The organism is Arcicella rigui (assembly GCF_034929435.1).
In the GTDB taxonomy this organism is placed as follows: Bacteria; Bacteroidota; Bacteroidia; order Cytophagales; family Spirosomataceae; genus Arcicella; species Arcicella rigui.
In genome coordinates this window covers 53253-71802 of the sequence record NZ_JAYFUM010000004.1, presented here as the reverse complement: position 1 = coordinate 71802, position 18550 = coordinate 53253, and the positions used below count along the sequence as shown (strand labels likewise).

The following is an 18550-nucleotide window of genomic DNA, read 5'->3' as shown; positions in this document are numbered from 1 at the left end:
AAATTCATGTCAACTACTCAAATTTTTAATAGTCTTATCGAAAGTGGCAACCGTTACGCCAACTCTTTAACTGAATATTCTCGTAGAAAAACGATTACTGTCAATATTGGCGATGTGCCGATGGGCTCTGATTTCCCCATTAGAGTTCAATCTATGACTACCGTCGATACTCTGGATACAATTGGCTCGGTTGAACAAACAATTAGAATGGTCGAATCTGGTTGCGAGTATGTTCGTATCACGGCTCCGTCTGTGAAGGAAGCTCAAAATTTAGATAATATCCGCAAAGAATTAAGAGTACGTGGCTACAATGTGCCATTGGTGGCAGATATTCACTTTACGCCAAATGCTGCTGAATTGGCTGCTCGTTTGGTCGAAAAAGTAAGAATCAATCCGGGAAATTATGCTGACAAAAAGCGTTTTGAAACGATTGATTATACTGAATCTGCTTATCAGGCAGAATTGGACAGAATCAGAGAGAAGTTTTTGCCTTTAGTTAAAATCTGTAAAGAGTACGGTACTGCTATGCGTATCGGAACAAATCATGGTTCTTTGAGTGATAGAATCTTGAGTAGATACGGCGATACGCCACTGGGTATGGTTGAGTCTGCTTTGGAGTTTTTAAGGATTTGCGAAGACGAAAATTACTTCAATATCGTACTTTCTATGAAGGCTTCAAACACACAAGTAATGGTAGAGGCTTATAGATTATTGTGTAAAAAACTGAACGAAGAAGGTCTAAAACCATATCCTTTGCATTTGGGCGTAACCGAAGCAGGAGAGGGCGAAGACGGAAGAATTAAATCAGCCGTTGGTATTGGTACTTTATTGGAAGATGGCTTGGGCGATACCGTAAGAGTATCGCTAACAGAAGACCCAGAATTTGAAGCACCAGTTGCCAAAGCTTTGATTGATAGGTATTCAAACAGAAAAGAGAAATCAACTATAATTCCCTCATTTACATCAACTCAGCACTCAGCACTCAGCATTCAAAACTCATTCGATTCCCCTATTAATCCTTTCCAGTATTTCAGAAGAAGTACGCATGAAGTGGCAAATTTTGGAGGACATAATGTGCCGAGAGTAATTGCTGATTATTCGCAGATTGAAGTTGCTCAACATGAAGATTTAAAACCAATTGGTCATTTTTATTTGCCACTGCCCGACAAATGGACAATGAATGATTTGGGTGCTGACTATATTTATACGGCTCAAAATCCAGCAAAATATATGTTGCCAATGGGTTTAAAAGAGATTTTGGATGCATCCGTTTGGGCTGAACAAGGTGATAAACTCAATAAATTCCCATTGTTTAGCATTGAGGCTTATCAAGTTGCCCCAGAAAAACACGCTACTTTAAATTTTTTAAGTACCAGTTTGGCAGATTTGAACGAAGCTTTAGTTGAACAAATTAAAGCTGATAAAACATTAGTTTTGGTAGTAGCCACCAACAACGAACACGCTATGCCAGAATTACGTAGGCTGTTTTTTGAATTAATAAACCAAGAAATCACTACGCCAGCAGTGATTTTACGAAAGTATTCAGATTTACCAGAAAGTGATTTTCAATTATTTTCAGCAACAGATTGTGGTGGATTATTGATTGACGGCTTTGGCGATGGAATACTTTTACAATTACCTGATTTATCAGAAAAAGCTGAACTAATCACTAAATCAAAAAGTTACAACTCCACAGCCTTTGGTATTTTGCAGGCGGCTCGTACTCGTATGAGTAAAACAGAGTACATTTCTTGTCCTTCTTGTGGTAGAACTTTATTTGATTTGCAAGAAACAACTGCCATGATTCGTAAACGTACAGAACATTTGAAAGGTGTAAAAATCGGAATTATGGGTTGTATCGTAAACGGCCCGGGCGAAATGGCTGATGCTGATTACGGCTATGTGGGTGTCGGAAAAGATAAAATCGCTCTTTATCGTGGACAAAACGTAGTGAAAAAATCTGTTCATGCCGATAATGCCGTAAATGAGTTAATTGAAATTATCAAAGAAGACGGCGTTTGGTTTGAACCAGTAAATGATTTAGAGCTGTGAGCTTTAAGCATTGAGCTGTGAATTTTGGCATTGAACAAATTTTATAATATTACATTATCATTATTAATAGAAAGTAAAAAAGCTCAAAGCTGGTAGCTCAAATCTCAAAACTAAATGTCGATTACTATTCGACCAGTAAAATTTAAGGAAAGTAAAAAATGCTCAAAACTGATTGCTATTAGCTTTAAGCCGTAAATGATTTCATTACTATTATAATGATAGATTTATAATAAAATCAGTAAAAGTCAAGGAAAGTAAAAAAGCTCAAAGCTCGTAGCTCACAGCTAATAGCCATTCAATTATAAACAAACAAAGCCATGTCAAAATTAAAAGACCAGTTTAAATTAGGAGAAGCTTTTGGGTACTTTTTGAGAGTATTCGCTAAGCCAGACCCATCAAAGCCGACTAATTTCAACATTAAAACGATGCACATTATCAATAAAATTTCAATTTTGATGTTTTTGATGTGTATTATTGTTATGATTTACAGAGCTTTTTTTAGATAAATGTAGTGCAATATGCTGTAAGCAGTAGGCATTAGGCAAAATATCTGTTTTTTTAAGAAAAGATATGTTTTAAGCTTATCGCATATAGCCTAAAGCTTACGGCGAGTAAATACTCACAAACCATTCTAATTGAATACAATGAATATTGAAGAATTTAGAGATTTCTGTCTTTCGCTGAAAGGCGTTACCGAAGAATTACCCTTTGGCCCTGATACTTTAGTGTATAAAGTAATGGGAAAAATGTTTGCTCTGACAGGAATTGATTCTGAAATATTTACTGTAAATTTAAAATGCGACCCCGACAAAGCGATTCAATTGCGAGAAGAGTTTCATTACATTACGGCAGGTTTTCACATGAACAAAAAACATTGGAATACCGTAAATGCTGAGATTGCTTCTTCAAAACAATTGAAAGAACTAACAGAGCATTCTTATCAATTGGTTGTTTCGGGTTTACCTAAAAAAGTACAAGCAGAATTTCAAAATTTATAATATTATGGAATGGTTGTTACTGTTATTCTTCTTGCCCTTTGTGCTGACCATGATGTTTTTCAATTGGTTGGAAGAAAAGCTATTTAACTTTCGTGACCGTGAAAAATTAGGAGAAGGCGAGCAACTTTTACTTGAAAAAAAGTATGCTGATGCACAAACTTTTTTTACTGAAAAACTAAAATATTTCCCCAAATCGGCAAAAGCGTATTTACTGAGAAGTAAGGCAAACTTGATGCTACAAAACTATTTTTCTGCTTTGTACGACATTGAGCAGTCGATTTCTTTCGATAATACCGTTGGCGAAGCTTACATTATTAAAGGAAAAGTATTGTATCAATTAAAAGAGTACGATAAAGCTTTTTTAGAATTTGATAAAGCCGACTGGTATTTTAGAAGTGAAAACCCAGAAACTTTGCGTTGGCGAGGCATGGCTCGCTATTGTATCGGGCAAATTGATAATGCCATCATAGATTTCAATAGAGCCGTAATTTTAGGTGATGAAGACTCAGCTTTTATTTTGAAGACAAAATTTGAATACTTGAAAAATAAGTATTGATTTTTAAAGCGATTGTTAATAATTTATTAATGAAAAACTCCCTTTCAAACTTTATCGAAAGGGAGTTTTTCATTTTACAGCGTCTAAAAATTCAATTTTGCAATTTTATCTTTTTGAGTTTGATACGAACTCATGGCAAAAGTATCGTTCAGTTTAATCGCTAAATCGTTTGCTTTTTGTTCGTACTCTGTCATTTTTGCTTCATTTTTCTTATAATGACAAGCTTCCGCTGCAGTAAGTAAAACCCATAAAGCATCTTTTGATTCCAGAAAAGAGCTTTCTTTTTCTAACTTTAGTACAGCACTCAATACAGAGTTTCTAATAAAATCTGCTTGTGTTTTTAAATCATCCCACTCTTCGCTATCGGCTTCAAAAAGGCTCGCTTTTGTGTACAGCATAAAGGCAGCATTGATACCATTATAATAGTCTCCTTTGATATTGAACCCTTTGCTATAAACCTGAATGGCAAAATCTAAATTTTCTGTATTGTTTTCTAATTCAAATAAACGTTTATGAATAGCTCCGCTCAAACCTAAAACCTCAATGTCGTTACTTTGCTGAGGTTGCAATTCTTCCAGAATTACAAGTGCATCCAATAAAGCTTGCTTTGGATTGGGTTCTTTCAGTTGATAAGTACAAAGTGCTTGTTGCGTAATAATGGTACTTAAACTACTTTTCAAAGCCATACTTTCTAAGGCAAAACCTTTGGCAACATCCAATAAAGCCAAAGCTGCTGCAAAATCTTTTCTTTTACGAGCTTTCTCTGCTTTGCCCATTATCGTCGCAAAGGATTCTGTAGAGCCTCCATTGGTATCTTTTTTTAGTTCGTTTTCCAAAATTGTGAAAACGGGGCTATCGGTAGGAGGGGTTTCTAATTGTAATAAGCCAGAAACTACCTGACTGAGTTGCTGTCTGAAACGTTCAACTTCACGGAATGGAATACCTTCTTCTGAATGAGCGTATTGATAAATCACAAAATGATTGACATCAAAAGGAATGCTACTCATTTGCTCTTTTTCACAAATCATAATGGTATGACTCGGTTTTAAAGCATGACGCACGCCCAGTTCCCACATCACATTGGCATTGAGCGTCGAAATGTCAACTAAAGCAATATCAGCATTTTTAATTTCTTGAAGCATCACTTTGTCGATACTTCCATTTAGGTTTTTATCAATTGCTCGATAGCAATTAATATTCAAAGCATCAAAAACGGGTTTTATCAATAACGAGAAAGTTTCGTCTAAATCCAGTACTCTTACTTTCCCGTTGGCATAACTTGTTTTTTTACCGTAACCGATAATGACAAAGCAGTTTTTTTTCTCACTCATAGCAGGCAAATATTAAATTTGGGTTTCTTCAATCAAACATAAGTTTATTTGAAGGAATAAGCCAATTCTTGACAAAATTTTTATTAAACGGTAAAAAGCTCACTTATTTTCTACCAAAAATGACAATTATCATCTTCTCAAAAGGCTGATTCTTTGGAATTAGGTTCGCTGACAAAATCCTTTTTTGTACCTTTGTGCCGCTTATCTTTTTTCGTTTCTTGAATCAATACTTCGGGTTGGGATAAGCAAAAATTGATTTCAGAAACATTCACCCTGTAAACTCATGTTGAAGATGAAGCCATACAGAGTATTATTGTATTATAATTACACACCCATTCCAGACCCAGACGCTTATCGTGAAAAGCATCATTTATTTTGTTTGGAAAACAACTTGTTAGGTCGTATTATCGTTGCGGCAGAAGGATTAAACGGAACCGTTTCAGGTTTAGCAGAAGACTGCGAACGTTATATGAAATGGTTGGAAAATGACCCTATTTTTGTAGGTTCTGATTTCGATTTCAAAGTAGAAGAACATGAAGCTCATGCTTTTGCTAAATTACACGTAAGAGTAAAAGAAGAAATTGTTAATTCTGATTTACCTGTTGACCCAAGAGTAAGAACAGGAAAACATCTTGAGCCAGCGGATTTCAAAGAAATGTTGAAAAACGACCCTGACGTGGTGTTGGTAGATATGCGTTCAAATTACGAACACAGTATCGGAAAATTCAAAGGGGCTGTTACTTTTGATATGGAAACGCTCAGAGAATTGCCAGAACACGTGCAAGAAATTGAGCATTTGAAAGACAAAAAAATCATTACTTACTGTACAGGTGGTATTAAATGTGAAAAAGCTTCTGCTTATTTAATTGAGCGTGGTTTCGAAAACGTTTATCAATTGCACGGAGGAATTATTAAGTACGGTTTAGAACAAGGCGGAGAAGATTTTGAAGGAAAATGTTATGTTTTCGACAACAGAGTAAAAACGGAAGTAAATACCGTAAACCCTGTGGTAATTTCAAAATGTCATATTTGCCAAACGCCAACTGAGGACATGGTAAACTGTGCCAATCCTGAGTGTAACGAACACTTGCCAATTTGTGCTACTTGTTTGTTAGAAATGGACGGAGCTTGTTCTGAAGCTTGTAAAACACATCCACGCAAGCGTCCGTACAATGTAAAAGGATATTATTCTAAGCAATCAGATAATTATACGCCAGAGTTTGGTTTTAAAAGCCGTAAGCTAACCAAAAGCCCTTTGGAATATAGTAGCAACGAAGCTTAGATTGTTGATAAATTAAAAGAGGCTGTCCAAATATTCTTTTTGGACAGCCTCTTTTTTATTAAAAAAGTACTTTACGCATCACATAATCATTCATCCAATAGCCATTGCCGATGTCGATGTCTTCTTCTTTGAATACTTCAAAACCTTGTTTTTCGTAAAAATTTTTGGCTTTGTTGTTTCTGTTTACATTCAATTCAAGGTATTTACAGCCTGCTGCTTTTGAAATTTTGGACACTTCTTCAATCATCGTTTTGCCAAAACCTTTTCCTTGTGTTTCTGGCAAAAAATAGATTTTGTGTAGTTTCATTACTTCACCTTTATTTTCAAAACCTGCAAAGCCAACAGGTTTTTCGTTTTCATAAAAAATAAGAAACTGGTTGTTGTTAAATTGTTGGGTCATGGATGTTTCAGAGTACATCATATCCAACATAAAAGTACTTTGTTCTTGCGTAAGGATGTGTCCGTAAGTTGGATACCAAGTAGCAAAAGCGATTTTTTGAATGATGGGGAAATCGTCGAAACTTGCTTTCTGAATCGAATAGTTAGTCATTGGTTAATCAAGCTTTAGGTCTTTTATTGAAGATAATTCAGGATATTTTGGCGTAATATTAACGTATTTTTTTTGAATTAAAATCAAATCACTTTGATAATCACCTGTTGGCACAAACACATCCATAAAGCCGACCGTCTTTGTCTTGAAATCCATAAAACCTAAAATAATAGGAACATTTGCCTGCATCGCAATATGGTAAAAGCCTGATTTCCATTCTTTTGTATAAGAACGAGTGCCTTCAACAGGAACAATAATATGAATGTCCGTTTCAGAATCCTTCAAAATGTTGACCATCATTCCTACTAAATTATTTTTTTGACTTCTATTAACAGGAATGCCGCCCAAGGCTTTTATCAAAATTCCCAGTGGAAATTTAAACAAAGAATCTTTTGCCAAATACTTAATGTTTAGACCTACTCTATAAATCGCCGCCATCGCATACACATAGTCCCAATTGGAAGTATGTGGAGCACCAATGATGACAGCCTTGTGGTAGTTTATGATTCCTTTTGGCGTTTGGTCGCTGATTGTCCAACCTGAAAGTTTTAAGATGAGTTTACTAATAATTTTTATCATGTAAGAAAGAATTCTGTAATTTCGTCGCTCAAACAAAACTACCTATATTTGATTTGTGTTTTAATCATCCTCTGAATTTAGCATAATTATTAGTTATTTAATAATCAATATAGGAATATTGTTATATCAACAAATTAATTTTGCCCAAAGGGCTTTCAAATCTTAAAAAAACTTAGAGAGAAAATGCAAAGACCACTCATATTAATTGCTAATGATGATTCAATAGCGGCGAAAGGGATAAAAACATTAGCAGAAATAATGTCTGAAATCGGTGAAGTTGTTGTGATTGCACCAGATACGCACCAGTCGGGAATGGGGCATGCCATTACACTTGATAGACCTTTGAGAGTGAACCAAGTAAAAGATTTTCTTCCGAATGTTGAAGCATATCAGTGTAGCGGTACGCCCGCAGACTGTGTGAAGTTCGGGAAACATTTTGTATTGAAAGGTAGAAAAATTGATTTAGTAGTTTCAGGTATCAACCACGGTTCAAACTCGTCGATTGCAGTAATTTACAGCGGAACAATGTCTGCCGCTATCGAAGCTGCCATTGAAGGGATTCCAGCCATCGGTTTTTCATTATGCGACTTTGCTGCTGATGCAGATTTTTCACATACAAAAGAGTACATTCTTCAAATTACTCAAAAAGTATTAGAAAATGGTTTACCTAAAGGCATTGCCTTGAATGTGAATTTTCCGAAAAAATCAGAAGAAGCCATCAAAGGTATTAAAATTTGTCGCCAAACGGATGCCTTGTTCAAAGAAACATTCCAAGAAAGAAAAGACCCCTATGGTAAAAAATATTATTGGATGGACGGATTCTTACAAAATGAAGACAAAGGCGGAGGAACAGACGAAGATGCTTTGGCAGAAAATTATGTTTCGATTGTGCCTGCAAAATTTGATTTGACAGATTATCAAGCACTCGATACCATTAAAGCTTGGTTTTGACGAGGTACAGTCGTAACTCATAATTAAGATGTTAGTAAAATTAAATTTCAAATGGCAATCGTAGGCAATATATTGAAAAAAGGTATTGGACTTTCGAGTCTGATGAAGCGTCCAAAAAAGAATTTGGCGAAAGTACAGCGTAAAACTTTAGTAAAGTTACTGAATAAAGGAAGGTTTACACAGTTTGGCGAGAAGTATCATTTCGAGGAAATTATGGATGATGCCTTGTTTTCAGATGATAAAACATTTTACAAAAAGTATAAAAAATTTGTACCCGTTTACGATTACAATAAAATGTTTGATGAATGGTGGCACAAAACATTGGCAGGCGAAAAAAATGTTAGTTGGGTAGGTAAAGTAAAATACTTTGCTTTGAGTTCGGGTACTTCTGAATCAGCTTCAAAACATATTCCCATTACGAAAGAAATGGTAAAAGCCATTCATCGTACTTCTATCCGTCAGATTCTATCTTTATCAACTTATAAATATCTTCCTTCAAAACTTTATGAAAAAGGTTACTTGATGCTTGGTGGTAGCACCAAATTGCAAGACAAAGGCGACCATTTTGAAGGCGATTTAAGTGGTATTACGGCAGGGAAAATCCCTTTTTGGTTTGAACGATTTTATAAACCGGGCAAAAAAATTGCCGAAACATCTGATTGGACTGAAAAAATTGATAAAATCACCAAGAATGCAAAAGATTGGGATATTGGTTTTATCGTAGGCGTACCGGCTTGGATACAGATTTTAATGGAAAATATTATCAAAGAGTACAAACTGAATAATATCCATGAAATTTGGCCAAATCTTGAAGTATATTGTCACGGAGGCGTAAGTTTTGAACCTTATAAACAAGGTTTTGAAAAATTATTAGGTCGCCCGATTACTTATATCGAAACCTATTTAGCTTCAGAGGGTTTCTTGGCCTATCAAACGCATCCGAATAGCGATATGCAATTGGTGCTGAACAATGGCATTTTCTTTGAATTTATCCCTTTCAACGAAAAAAACTTCGATGTCGATGGCGTAATGGTTGAAAATCCAGAAACTTTGATGATTGATGAAGTAGAAGAAGGCAAAGAATACGCCCTTCTGATTTCAACCGTTTCGGGAGCGTGGCGATACTTGATTGGCGATACCATTAAATTTACGAATGCCAAGAAAGCCGAAATTATCATCACGGGTAGAACAAAGCATTTTTTGAGTTTATGTGGCGAACACTTATCGGTTGATAATATGAACAAAGCGATTGAATGTGCTTCTAAAAATTTCAAAATAGATATTCGTGAATTTACCGTTGTCGGACAAAAAGTTGGGAATACTTTCGGACATCATTGGTATGTAGGTACAGATGACGCAGTAGATGAGCAAGCTTTATTACAATACATAGACGAAACACTCTGTAAAATCAATGACGATTATCCCGTAGAGCGTGGTCATGCTTTGAAAAGTATCGAAATTACTGTTTTACCTTCCGAAGCATTTTATGCTTTTATGGCTTCAAAAGGTAAAACAGGCGGACAACATAAGTTTCCAAGAGTATTGAAAAAAGCAGTTCAGATTGAAGAGTGGGAATCTTATCTTAAAAAAACTGCTTCCAAATAATTAACAAACCTGAAATAATAAAGATACTTCCAGCCAATTGATTGATTCTACGCATGATTTTGGCTGTGAGTAATCTTTTCATTTTCTGAGCATAAAAAGCAATCAGGCTCTCTGCCAACATCGTGGCAAATAAACTCGCAATAAAGAAAGCAATGATTTGCTCTAAAGAAAAACCCTCTACTCCCGACAAGTAAGTAGAGGTAGCAAAAACCGCTATGTAATTTGAAGGATTCAACAAATTCAACAAAAGTCCAGAAGTAAAATAGTACAAAAAAGAACCAAATTTTGTAACAGGATATACCAATTGGGTTTGTTGTTTGAAAAGGCTATTGAAGCCTAAAATAAATAAGATCAATGCTCCCAAGAGAGCAACCGTAGTATCAAAGTACTGAAAAGTAGGCAAATAGCTTGTGCCAAAAACCGCACTAAACATCAAAATTGCGTCTGCAACCGTTACGCCAGCCGCAATTAATACTCCTCTTTTAAAGCCATTGTCAATACTCGTTTGTATTAATCTAAAAAATGCAGGCCCAAAAGTAAAACACAATACGAATCCATAAATGAAACCGTAACCAATCGCCGATAATATCATAAAAAAATTAAACTTTTTTCAAACGTGCTACTTTTAAAATAGCAGCAATACTCAATGAATCCGTAATTTCCGAATCCATCACCATTCGCACAGCTTCTGTTAAACTTACTTTTTTAACACTCAAAATTTCGGTATCATCGGGCTCAGACTCGCCGTATTCCAAATCTTCCGCCAAGTACATATATCCTACTTCGTCTGTAACTGAATTTGAAGTGTGTAGTCTTCCTAAATAAGTCCATTCTTGGGCAATAATACCTGTTTCTTCTTTCAATTCACGTTGTGCAGATTCCAGAATGTCCACATCAAAGGCCCCTCCGCCCATCGGAATTTCCCAAGAATATTCATTTAGCGGATACCTGTATTGTCCCACTAACCAAATGTTACCATTGGCATCAAGAGGTACAACAGCAACGGCATGGGTTTTAAAATGAGCGACACCATAAATGCCCGCTTCACCATTTGGCTTAATTACTTCTTCGTGGCGAATATTTACCCACGGATTGTCATAAACTTCACGAGACGATACCGTCTTCCAAGGATTATCAAATGTTGTCATTTTGCAAAGGTATGATAGTAAGTTCTAAATTAAAATATGAATTTAGTACCTTTGTAGCAAAATGATAGACTAATGTCCCCTAAATATAGATTAATACTCACATCTTTTGTACTAAGTACATTATTGATGATTGCCAAATTTATTGCTTATTACCAAACGTATTCAAGTGCCATTCTTACCGATGCCCTCGAATCCATCATTAATGTAGTAGCAAGCGGATTTGCGTTTTATGCGGTTTATTTGGCTTCTCTGCCAAAAGACCTCAATCACCCTTATGGTCATGGGAAAATTGAGTTTTTTTCTGCGGGTTTAGAAGGCGTTTTAATTACGCTGGCAAGTATTTTTATTATTTTTCATGCCGTTCAAGGTTTTGTTACACCTCAGCCACTAAATGATTTAAACATTGGTCTAATCATCATTTCTTCGGGGGCAATTATCAATTATTATTTAGGTTATGTCATCGAAAAAGAAGGAGAGAAGCAAAATTCTCCGACTTTGATTGCCGACGGCAAACACTTGAAATTGGATGCTCAGAGTGGACTAATACTTATTCTGGCAATTGGGTTGATAATTCTCACAAAAGCTACTTGGATAGATGGTTTGGCATCTATTGCATTTGCAGTTTTTATGGGCATTAGCGGTATCAAAATTATAAGAAAATCAATCGGTGGATTGATGGACGAAACCAACGATGCTACGCTACACACCATTGTAGATTTGATAAAAAATAACCAAAAAAATGAATGGATTGATGTGCATAATCTTAGAATTCAGGAATATGGTTCAGACCTTCATATCGACTGCCACCTTACTTTGCCCAATTATTGGGTTTTAGAAAAAGTACATGATACCGTTCATGAGTTTGAGGAAGTATTATCAAAAGAATTTGATGCCAGCGTAGAGTTTTTTATTCATGCAGACCCTTGTTTGCCAGAATGTTGTTCATATTGTAAAATAGAAGACTGTCCAATTCGTTGGTATCCACAGACTAAGGTTATTGAATGGAACAAAGTAAACTTATCACTCAACCAAAAGCATTTTATTGAGAAGATTTAGGGAATGCTAAATTTTTAATGTTTTTTCGTTGTGTATTTTTGATGGGTTATTTGTTTTTTCGCCGAATTTGTTGAAATTCTGTAAGAAATTAATTTTAAGCATTTACCTTTTTTTACTTAAAATTATTAAAAATCAAGAAATTTTATGAAAATATTAGTAATCGAAGATGAAGTGAAAACTGTCCAACTCATCAAACAAGGACTTGAAGAACAGCAATGTGAAGTAGAAGTTGCGTATGATGGGTTGATGGGCTTTCAATTGGCTTCCAGAAATCACTATCAGCTTATTATTTCGGATATAATTTTACCGGGAATCAACGGTTTAGAACTTTGTAAAAAATTAAGAGAAGCAGGTATTCACTACCCGATTTTGCTTTTAACTGCTTTAGGAACAACAGATGATAAAATTCTAGGTTTAGATAGCGGAGCTGATGATTATTTAGTAAAACCATTTGAATTTAAAGAATTGATGGCGAGAATCAGGGCTTTGACTCGCAGAAATCTTGGAAGTATTCAAACGTCTAACATTTTGAAAATCGCTGATTTGGAAATGGATTTAGACAGCAAATCTGTGGTTCGTGCAGGAAAAGAAATTGCTCTTACGGCTAAAGAATTTTCTTTGTTAGAGTACTTTATTCGTCATCAAGGAAGAGTGATTTCAAAAGTTGAACTTGCCGAAAAAGTATGGGATATTACTTTTGATACAGGTACAAATGTGATAGAAGTTTACATGAATTTTTTGCGTAAAAAGATTGATAAAGATTTTGATTTGAAATTATTACATACGCAAATTGGAATGGGTTATGTCCTGAAAATCAACACATAATGCTAAATATTCGCTCAAGGCTTACGTATCAATTCATGGCTTTAGTAACGGCCATTCTCTTACTTTTTTCGGTAGGCGTTTACTTTTTTAGTAAACTCTACCTTGAAAAACGTTTTTTTATCCGTCTAAAAGACCGTACTACTACTACCACTACACTGCTTTTTGACCTACAAGCGACCAATTCAACCATTACCAAATTAGTTAATATTTCAGACAAAGAATTACTTACACAAGAAAGTGTTGTTATTTACGACATCGACTCGATGAAACAAGTATTTAATTCGTCGTCTTCTCAGAGTATTTCTTATCAATCGCTCATCTCCAAAATGAAAGTAGATAGAAAAACTACCTACACTGAACTTGGAGAGTATTATATATTAGGAACGTATTATAAAAAAGGGAAGTCCAATTATTTGATTTTTGTGAGTGCCATAGACACCAACGGCATGGTGGCTTTACAAGATTTAAGAAAAATTTTGATGGTAATGATATTGGCAGGCATTTTACTCTTGGGTTTGTCGGGCTGGTTTTTTGCTGATAGAGCCTTAGCACCTATGTCGGGAATTATTAAACAAGTAAACGGAATCTTTCCTGATTATATCGCCAAAAGAGTAGAACACCCCAATCGCTCGGATGAAATTGGCTTACTTGTCAATACTTTTAATCAGTTATTGGATAGAATTGAAGAAGCTTTGAATATCCAGAAAATGTTTATCGCCAATGTTTCGCATGAATTAAAAAATCCTTTGACAAAGATTTTTACGCAGATAGACATCGCCTTGATGCAAAAACGTAGTCCAGAAGTATATGAACAAAGTTTACTTTCGCTCAAAGAAGATACTCGTACTTTAATTCAATTGACGAACACACTTTTGAATTTAGCAAATACCATTATTACTTCTGAATCAGTACAAAAATCGCCAATCAGAATGGACGAATTACTCTGGGAAACCAAAGAGCAACTCATCAAATGGCACGAAGATTATCAAGTACAGATTAATTTCTTAGATTTTCCCGAAGATGAAGAATCCTTGATTCTTTATGGCAACGAAGCTTCATTAAAAGTTGTACTAATGAATTTGATGGACAATGCCTGTAAATTTTCTTTTACTAAATCGGCTGTCGTTGATTTTATCGCCAATCAAGAAGGTATCAATATTTCATTTTTTGATGAAGGCCCAATCATTCCAGAAGCAGAAATCCCCTTTATCTTTCATCCATTTTACAGAAGTAACGCCACAGCCCAAGCTACAAAAGGGCATGGAGTAGGTTTGGCGATAGTCGCACAGGTCACTCAGCTTCATAAAGGGCAAATTTCTGTAAGCTCCAATCAGTCAGGTACTCGTTTCATATTGAACTTCCCAAAAGCCTAAATGTAATTTTAAGGTAAAATTAAGGTCGTTTTAACTCCTCTTTAAGATAAGAGTACTTACTTTGTGTCATCAAAAAATTAATTAATCTCAAATAAAATAGCTATGGAAACTAACAACAATCAAGGATTATTGAAAATTGCCATTGGAGTATTGGTGGGTATTGTTGCTTTATTGACTTACTTATTCATGGGGGCAAGAAACGAAACCTTCGAGCTTCAACAGTCATTAACAACCAAAGTAGAGCAACTTTCAACAGCACAAATCAAATTAGATTCAATTTCAACAGTACTTAATGTAAAAATTGAAGAAATTAAAAAACTTGGTGGTGACATAGCTGAATTGGAAGCCGTTAAACTTCGTTTGGAAGGCGACAAGAAAAAATTGAAATCAGATTTGAATTTTTCTGTTCAGAAATACGACTCAATGATTAAAGAGTACGAGGCATTCTTGGAAATCAAAGATGACGAAATTACAAGACTTAAATCTGAAAATGGAGATTTGATTGCTCGTGCTAAATTGTTAGAAGAAGAAAAAGAAAAAGTAATTTCTGAAAACACAGGATTGAAATCAGAGAAAGCAACACTTACTAAAACCGTTTCTGACTTTTCTTCACAAAACGATGAGTTAAAACAGAAAGTTTCTATCGCTAAAGCCATGAAAGCCATCAACGTACAAGTATATGCTTTGGCTTCAAATGGTAAAGTGCGTGACGGCGGAGTATTCAAAGCATCAAAAATCAGTAAGTTGAAAATTTCGTTTATTATGCCTTCAAACCCAGTGGCTGAGAAAAACATCAAAGATATTTTCGTTAGAGTAATCGACCAAAACGGAGCTGTTATCAGCGAAGACGGTAGTGCAGGTACTTTAAACTACGACGGAAAAGAATTAGGGTACAGCTTCAAACAAGGTGTTTTATTTGAAAACAACGACCAAAAAGTGGACATTGTTTACGGAAAAAGCTCTCAGTATCAAGCCGGTAAATACAGTATCGAATTATACTCAGAAGGCTTTAAAATTGGCAATGGCTCTTTTGAAGTAAAGTAGAAAAATAAAACCCAACAAATGAGGCGAAGTATTAAAAACTTCGCCTTCGTTTTTCTTAGAGGGTCAGTTTTGAAAGACTTTTAATTATTTTATCAAAAAAAAGCATACAATGGTTATTTACAGTCGCTTCATACTTATTTTTCTGTTGATACCTTTCAAAATTATCAGCAGTATGCTCGAAGGATTTAGAATGGGCTTTGCCTTCTTCAAAGAATATCCACGTTCGTACACTACGATTTTGTACTTGTTTGTCACAATGTCATTTTGTCATTATCCCATCTTCGACCATTGGACAACAGGATTTATCATGATGAGTTTGCCAATAGCGATTCTTTTGGGTTTTATTGCCAGTATTTATTTGCTTTTCAAAAAACAAAAAGTAGTAGCAACGATTGGGTTCATTTGGCTGTTGATGAGTTTACCGATTTTGAAAAGATTGATAGGCACAAATACTGAATCTGAAAATATAAGTACCATTAATTCATTAAAAGTACTGAGTTTTAATGGTGAATGTTTTTCAGGTGATAAAACCAACAAATGGGCGGCATTAAAGTCGGATATTGCTTGTTTTCAAGAGTATTCTCCCAACGAAAATCTGGAAAAATTATATCAGCATAAAGTTGAAAGATTAACTAAGTTTGAAGAAAACCGTTCGGTTGGTTTGGCAATGTTTTCTCAATTTCCAATTGTTCGACAATACGGAAAAATTTGGGATAAAGCCTACGGGCCTAAAATCAATGGTTTTATTTGTGCTGACATCGTTTACGGAAACGATACCGTTAGAGTAGTAAATGCACACTTATGGTCGATGGGCGTAAGAATCAACCAAAGTATTGAAGCTTTAAAAAAAGGAGAGTTTTTACTTTTTTGTCGTGAAATCGCCGATAGCTTTGATAAATTGAAAGTAGGTTTTGAATACAGAAACGAACAATTGAAAGAAGTAGAATCGTATGTAACTGGCAGCAAATATCCTGTAATTATTTGCGGGGATTTCAACGAAACCCCCTTTGGTTTTGCTTACGGAAAATTAAGTTTGAATTTTAAAAATGCTTTTGAAGAAGTAGGAAAAGGTTTGGGTTTTACACTTAATCGCCAACCTTACTGTGTACGCATCGACCAGCAGTTTTTTAGTTCAGAATGGAATGTACAGTCTTGTCATACACTTTCAGATATTACCATGTCCGACCATTTTCCAGTAATTGCTCAATATACTTTAAAATCCTCCGCAGATTTGGCTTTTACAAAATAATAGTTGGTTCTTGTTCACTGAAAAACACATAGTTCAGAAAATCTAAAAAAGGTTTTAAAGTAAAACAAACGTCACTTACTTGTTTTACAAAGTTTTCTGAACAAACCTCTTCATTGGTGAATTTATGCCAAAAGAATAATTGTTTTTTACGGAGTAATTCAATTTCGGGATGGTCTTTAGCATAACCTTTTGGAGCAGATTTTACAGACTCGCCTTCGGCTTCGCCAAAAACTTCTATAAATTTTGGATTGTAAATAATATCTTTTAATTCTTGAGCATTGTAGTCAATTTCTTGACGAAGTTTAGCTAATTGCTCAGGTGTAGGCGAGTACATTCCTCCACCCAAAAAAGACTCTCCGTCTTGAATGTGCAAGTAATAATCCATTTTCCCTGATTTTCTGCCACCTTCTGAAAAACTTGCCGAAAGCCAAGTTTTATAAGGAGCTTTATCTTTACTAAAGCGAACATCACGAGCAATACGATAATTACAGTCTTTTACTTCCACGCCACGCATATCTTCAAAAGTACCAATACTTTCTATCAAAGCTTTTATTGTTTCTTCAAAATTGGCTTTTACTCCATCGTAAGTTTTTTTATTGGCATGAAACCATTCACGAGTATTATTTTCTTTCAACAAATTGAGGTAATCGAAAGTAGAGGGTTGAATCGCCATTGTTAGATTTTAGTTATGAAAATGAAAAAAGGAAGCCAAAGTTTCAGGGCTTAATTCGTGAAGTTACATAAAATCAGTGAAGCTTGATTTGAGGAATTCAAGGATTTTACTCAATTTTGTAAAATAAAGACATTTTAAAATTGAGCGTTAGTAAGCTTTATAAGTGGTGATTAGAGAATAGTAATTAGTAATTAGTCTTATAATTTTTTTGATAATGAATTACTTATGGATAAAACCCTCTTATTAAATCATGAATATTCATTTTACAGAATCTAATTTATAAAAAAATACTCCCAACAAATGCGAATTCTAACAGGCATACAAGCATCAGGCAGACCACATTTAGGTAATGTACTCGGTGCTATTCGTCCAGCCATCGAATTATCAAAAAATCCAGCTAATGAATCCTTTTTATTCATTGCCGATTTACATACACTTACTTCCTTAAAAGACGGAAAACAACTTCGTGAAAATACTTATGCGATTGCAGCAGCTTGGTTAGCTTGTGGATTTGATGCAGACAAAAACTTCTTTTATCGTCAATCTAAATTAGCAGGTTATCACACCGAATTGATGTGGTATTTAAGTTGCGTAACCCCGTTCCCAATGTTGGCGAACGGTCATAGTTTTAAAGAAAAATCAGAAAAATTAGCCAGTGTAAATGCGGGTTTGTTTACTTATCCAGTGTTACAAGCGGCAGATATTATGCTTTACGACGCTCACCTTGTTCCAGTAGGAAAAGACCAGCGTCAGCACTTAGAAATGACACGTGATTTGGGTGTTACTTTCAATAATATTTATGGCGAAGGTACTTTACTGTTGCCAGAAGCCAAAATTGATGAAACTGTCATGGTAATTCCCGGAACAGATGGACAAAAAATGTCTAAATCTTACGGTAATTATATTGACATATTCTTGAATGAAAAAGATTTATTGAAATCTGTCAAGAAGATTGTGACCGATACAACGCCTTTAGAAGAACCCAAAAATCCTGATACAGATAATGTCTTCAAACTATACTCATTAGTGGCTACTGAGGCAGAGATTGAAGAAATGAGAGCCAATTACTTGGCAGGAGGGTACGGTTATGGTCATGCCAAGCAAGCTTTACACAGTGTTTTGGTTCGTGAATTTGCCAAGGAAAGAGAATTATTCAATTATTACATGAATAATATTCCAGAATTAGAGCAAAAACTACAAGAAGGGGAAGCCAAAGCAGAAGTAATTGCCAAAACAACCATTGAGCGAGTAAGAGAAAGAATGAATTTTTAATAAACT

General features: G+C 35.1%; 19 protein-coding genes. 13 read left to right on the top strand and 6 right to left on the bottom strand.

Annotated elements, in window-relative coordinates; genetic code table 11:
- The first annotated feature begins 6 nt into the window (after positions 1-6).
- From ispG to VB248_RS03430, 4 genes are all read left to right on the top strand, one after another.
- Complete coding sequence (gene ispG / locus VB248_RS03445; RefSeq protein ID WP_323295335.1) at positions 7-2052, top strand: (E)-4-hydroxy-3-methylbut-2-enyl-diphosphate synthase; 2046 nt, start codon at positions 7-9, stop codon at positions 2050-2052.
- A 317-nt stretch (positions 2053-2369) separates the two neighbouring features.
- Positions 2370-2558: a DUF6728 family protein gene (locus VB248_RS03440; protein WP_323295334.1), complete on the top strand. Its 189-nt coding sequence runs from the start codon at positions 2370-2372 to the stop codon at positions 2556-2558.
- Between the two features lie 138 nt (positions 2559-2696).
- The gene (locus VB248_RS03435) at positions 2697-3050 is read left to right on the top strand and encodes an MmcQ/YjbR family DNA-binding protein (protein WP_323295333.1); all 354 of its coding nucleotides are present in this window, start codon (positions 2697-2699) and stop codon (positions 3048-3050) included.
- Positions 3051-3054: 4 nt separating this feature from the next.
- The gene (locus VB248_RS03430) at positions 3055-3606 is read left to right on the top strand and encodes a tetratricopeptide repeat protein (RefSeq protein WP_323295332.1); all 552 of its coding nucleotides are present in this window, start codon (positions 3055-3057) and stop codon (positions 3604-3606) included.
- 83 nt (positions 3607-3689) lie between these two features.
- Here the strand turns inward: VB248_RS03430 and VB248_RS03425 are convergent, their stop codons facing one another.
- Positions 3690-4937 carry a TRAFs-binding domain-containing protein gene (locus tag VB248_RS03425; RefSeq protein WP_323295331.1) on the bottom strand — a complete coding sequence of 416 codons (1248 nt, stop codon included), beginning with the start codon at positions 4935-4937 and terminating at the stop codon, positions 3690-3692.
- Positions 4938-5229: 292 nt separating this feature from the next.
- On the opposite strand from VB248_RS03425, the gene trhO reads away from it, so the two are divergent.
- Complete coding sequence (gene trhO, locus VB248_RS03420; protein WP_323295330.1) at positions 5230-6219, top strand: oxygen-dependent tRNA uridine(34) hydroxylase TrhO; 990 nt, start codon at positions 5230-5232, stop codon at positions 6217-6219.
- A 58-nt stretch (positions 6220-6277) separates the two neighbouring features.
- On the opposite strand, the gene VB248_RS03415 is transcribed toward trhO, so the two are convergent.
- Positions 6278-6769 carry a GNAT family N-acetyltransferase gene (locus tag VB248_RS03415; RefSeq protein ID WP_323295329.1) on the bottom strand — a complete coding sequence of 164 codons (492 nt, stop codon included), beginning with the start codon at positions 6767-6769 and terminating at the stop codon, positions 6278-6280.
- Between the two features lie 3 nt (positions 6770-6772).
- Complete coding sequence (locus VB248_RS03410; RefSeq protein WP_323295328.1) at positions 6773-7348, bottom strand: 1-acyl-sn-glycerol-3-phosphate acyltransferase; 576 nt, start codon at positions 7346-7348, stop codon at positions 6773-6775.
- 183 nt (positions 7349-7531) lie between these two features.
- Between VB248_RS03410 and surE the strand changes: the two genes are divergently transcribed.
- Positions 7532-8299, top strand: coding sequence for a 5'/3'-nucleotidase SurE (gene surE, locus VB248_RS03405; protein ID WP_323295327.1), 768 nt, complete (start codon positions 7532-7534; stop codon positions 8297-8299).
- Positions 8300-8350: 51 nt separating this feature from the next.
- Positions 8351-9904 carry a GH3 family domain-containing protein gene (locus tag VB248_RS03400; protein ID WP_323295326.1) on the top strand — a complete coding sequence of 518 codons (1554 nt, stop codon included), beginning with the start codon at positions 8351-8353 and terminating at the stop codon, positions 9902-9904.
- Here the strand turns inward: VB248_RS03400 and VB248_RS03395 are convergent.
- Positions 9882-10496: a LysE family translocator gene (locus VB248_RS03395; RefSeq protein ID WP_323295325.1), complete on the bottom strand. Its 615-nt coding sequence runs from the start codon at positions 10494-10496 to the stop codon at positions 9882-9884. The genes VB248_RS03400 and VB248_RS03395 overlap by 23 nt on opposite strands.
- Before the next feature lie 7 nt (positions 10497-10503).
- Entirely contained in the window at positions 10504-11052 is a 549-nt protein-coding gene (locus tag VB248_RS03390) for an NUDIX hydrolase (RefSeq protein ID WP_323295324.1), read from the bottom strand.
- 72 nt (positions 11053-11124) lie between these two features.
- On the opposite strand from VB248_RS03390, the gene VB248_RS03385 reads away from it, so the two are divergent.
- The 5 genes from VB248_RS03385 to VB248_RS03365 all read left to right on the top strand — a co-directional run bounded on the left by VB248_RS03385 (position 11125) and on the right by VB248_RS03365 (position 16599).
- Positions 11125-12108 (top strand): cation diffusion facilitator family transporter, encoded by a 984-nt coding sequence (locus VB248_RS03385; RefSeq protein ID WP_323295323.1) that lies wholly within the window; start codon positions 11125-11127, stop codon positions 12106-12108.
- Between the two features lie 144 nt (positions 12109-12252).
- The gene (locus VB248_RS03380; RefSeq protein ID WP_323295322.1) at positions 12253-12933 is read left to right on the top strand and encodes a response regulator transcription factor; all 681 of its coding nucleotides are present in this window, start codon (positions 12253-12255) and stop codon (positions 12931-12933) included.
- Complete coding sequence (locus tag VB248_RS03375; RefSeq protein WP_323295321.1) at positions 12933-14306, top strand: sensor histidine kinase; 1374 nt, start codon at positions 12933-12935, stop codon at positions 14304-14306. Before VB248_RS03380 ends, VB248_RS03375 begins: the two co-directional genes overlap by 1 nt.
- A 102-nt stretch (positions 14307-14408) precedes the next feature.
- The gene (locus tag VB248_RS03370) at positions 14409-15350 is read left to right on the top strand and encodes a hypothetical protein (RefSeq protein ID WP_323295320.1); all 942 of its coding nucleotides are present in this window, start codon (positions 14409-14411) and stop codon (positions 15348-15350) included.
- Between the two features lie 109 nt (positions 15351-15459).
- Positions 15460-16599 (top strand): endonuclease/exonuclease/phosphatase family protein, encoded by a 1140-nt coding sequence (locus VB248_RS03365; RefSeq protein ID WP_323295319.1) that lies wholly within the window; start codon positions 15460-15462, stop codon positions 16597-16599.
- Here VB248_RS03365 and VB248_RS03360 read toward each other — a convergent pair.
- Positions 16589-17272, bottom strand: coding sequence for a DUF2461 domain-containing protein (locus VB248_RS03360; protein ID WP_323295318.1), 684 nt, complete (start codon positions 17270-17272; stop codon positions 16589-16591). The two genes, VB248_RS03365 and VB248_RS03360, sit on opposite strands and share 11 nt — an antisense overlap.
- 300 nt (positions 17273-17572) lie before the next feature.
- Here VB248_RS03360 and trpS point away from each other — a divergent pair, with 300 nt between their 5' ends.
- The gene (gene trpS / locus VB248_RS03355) at positions 17573-18544 is read left to right on the top strand and encodes a tryptophan--tRNA ligase (protein WP_323295317.1); all 972 of its coding nucleotides are present in this window, start codon (positions 17573-17575) and stop codon (positions 18542-18544) included.
- Positions 18545-18550 lie beyond the last annotated feature (6 nt).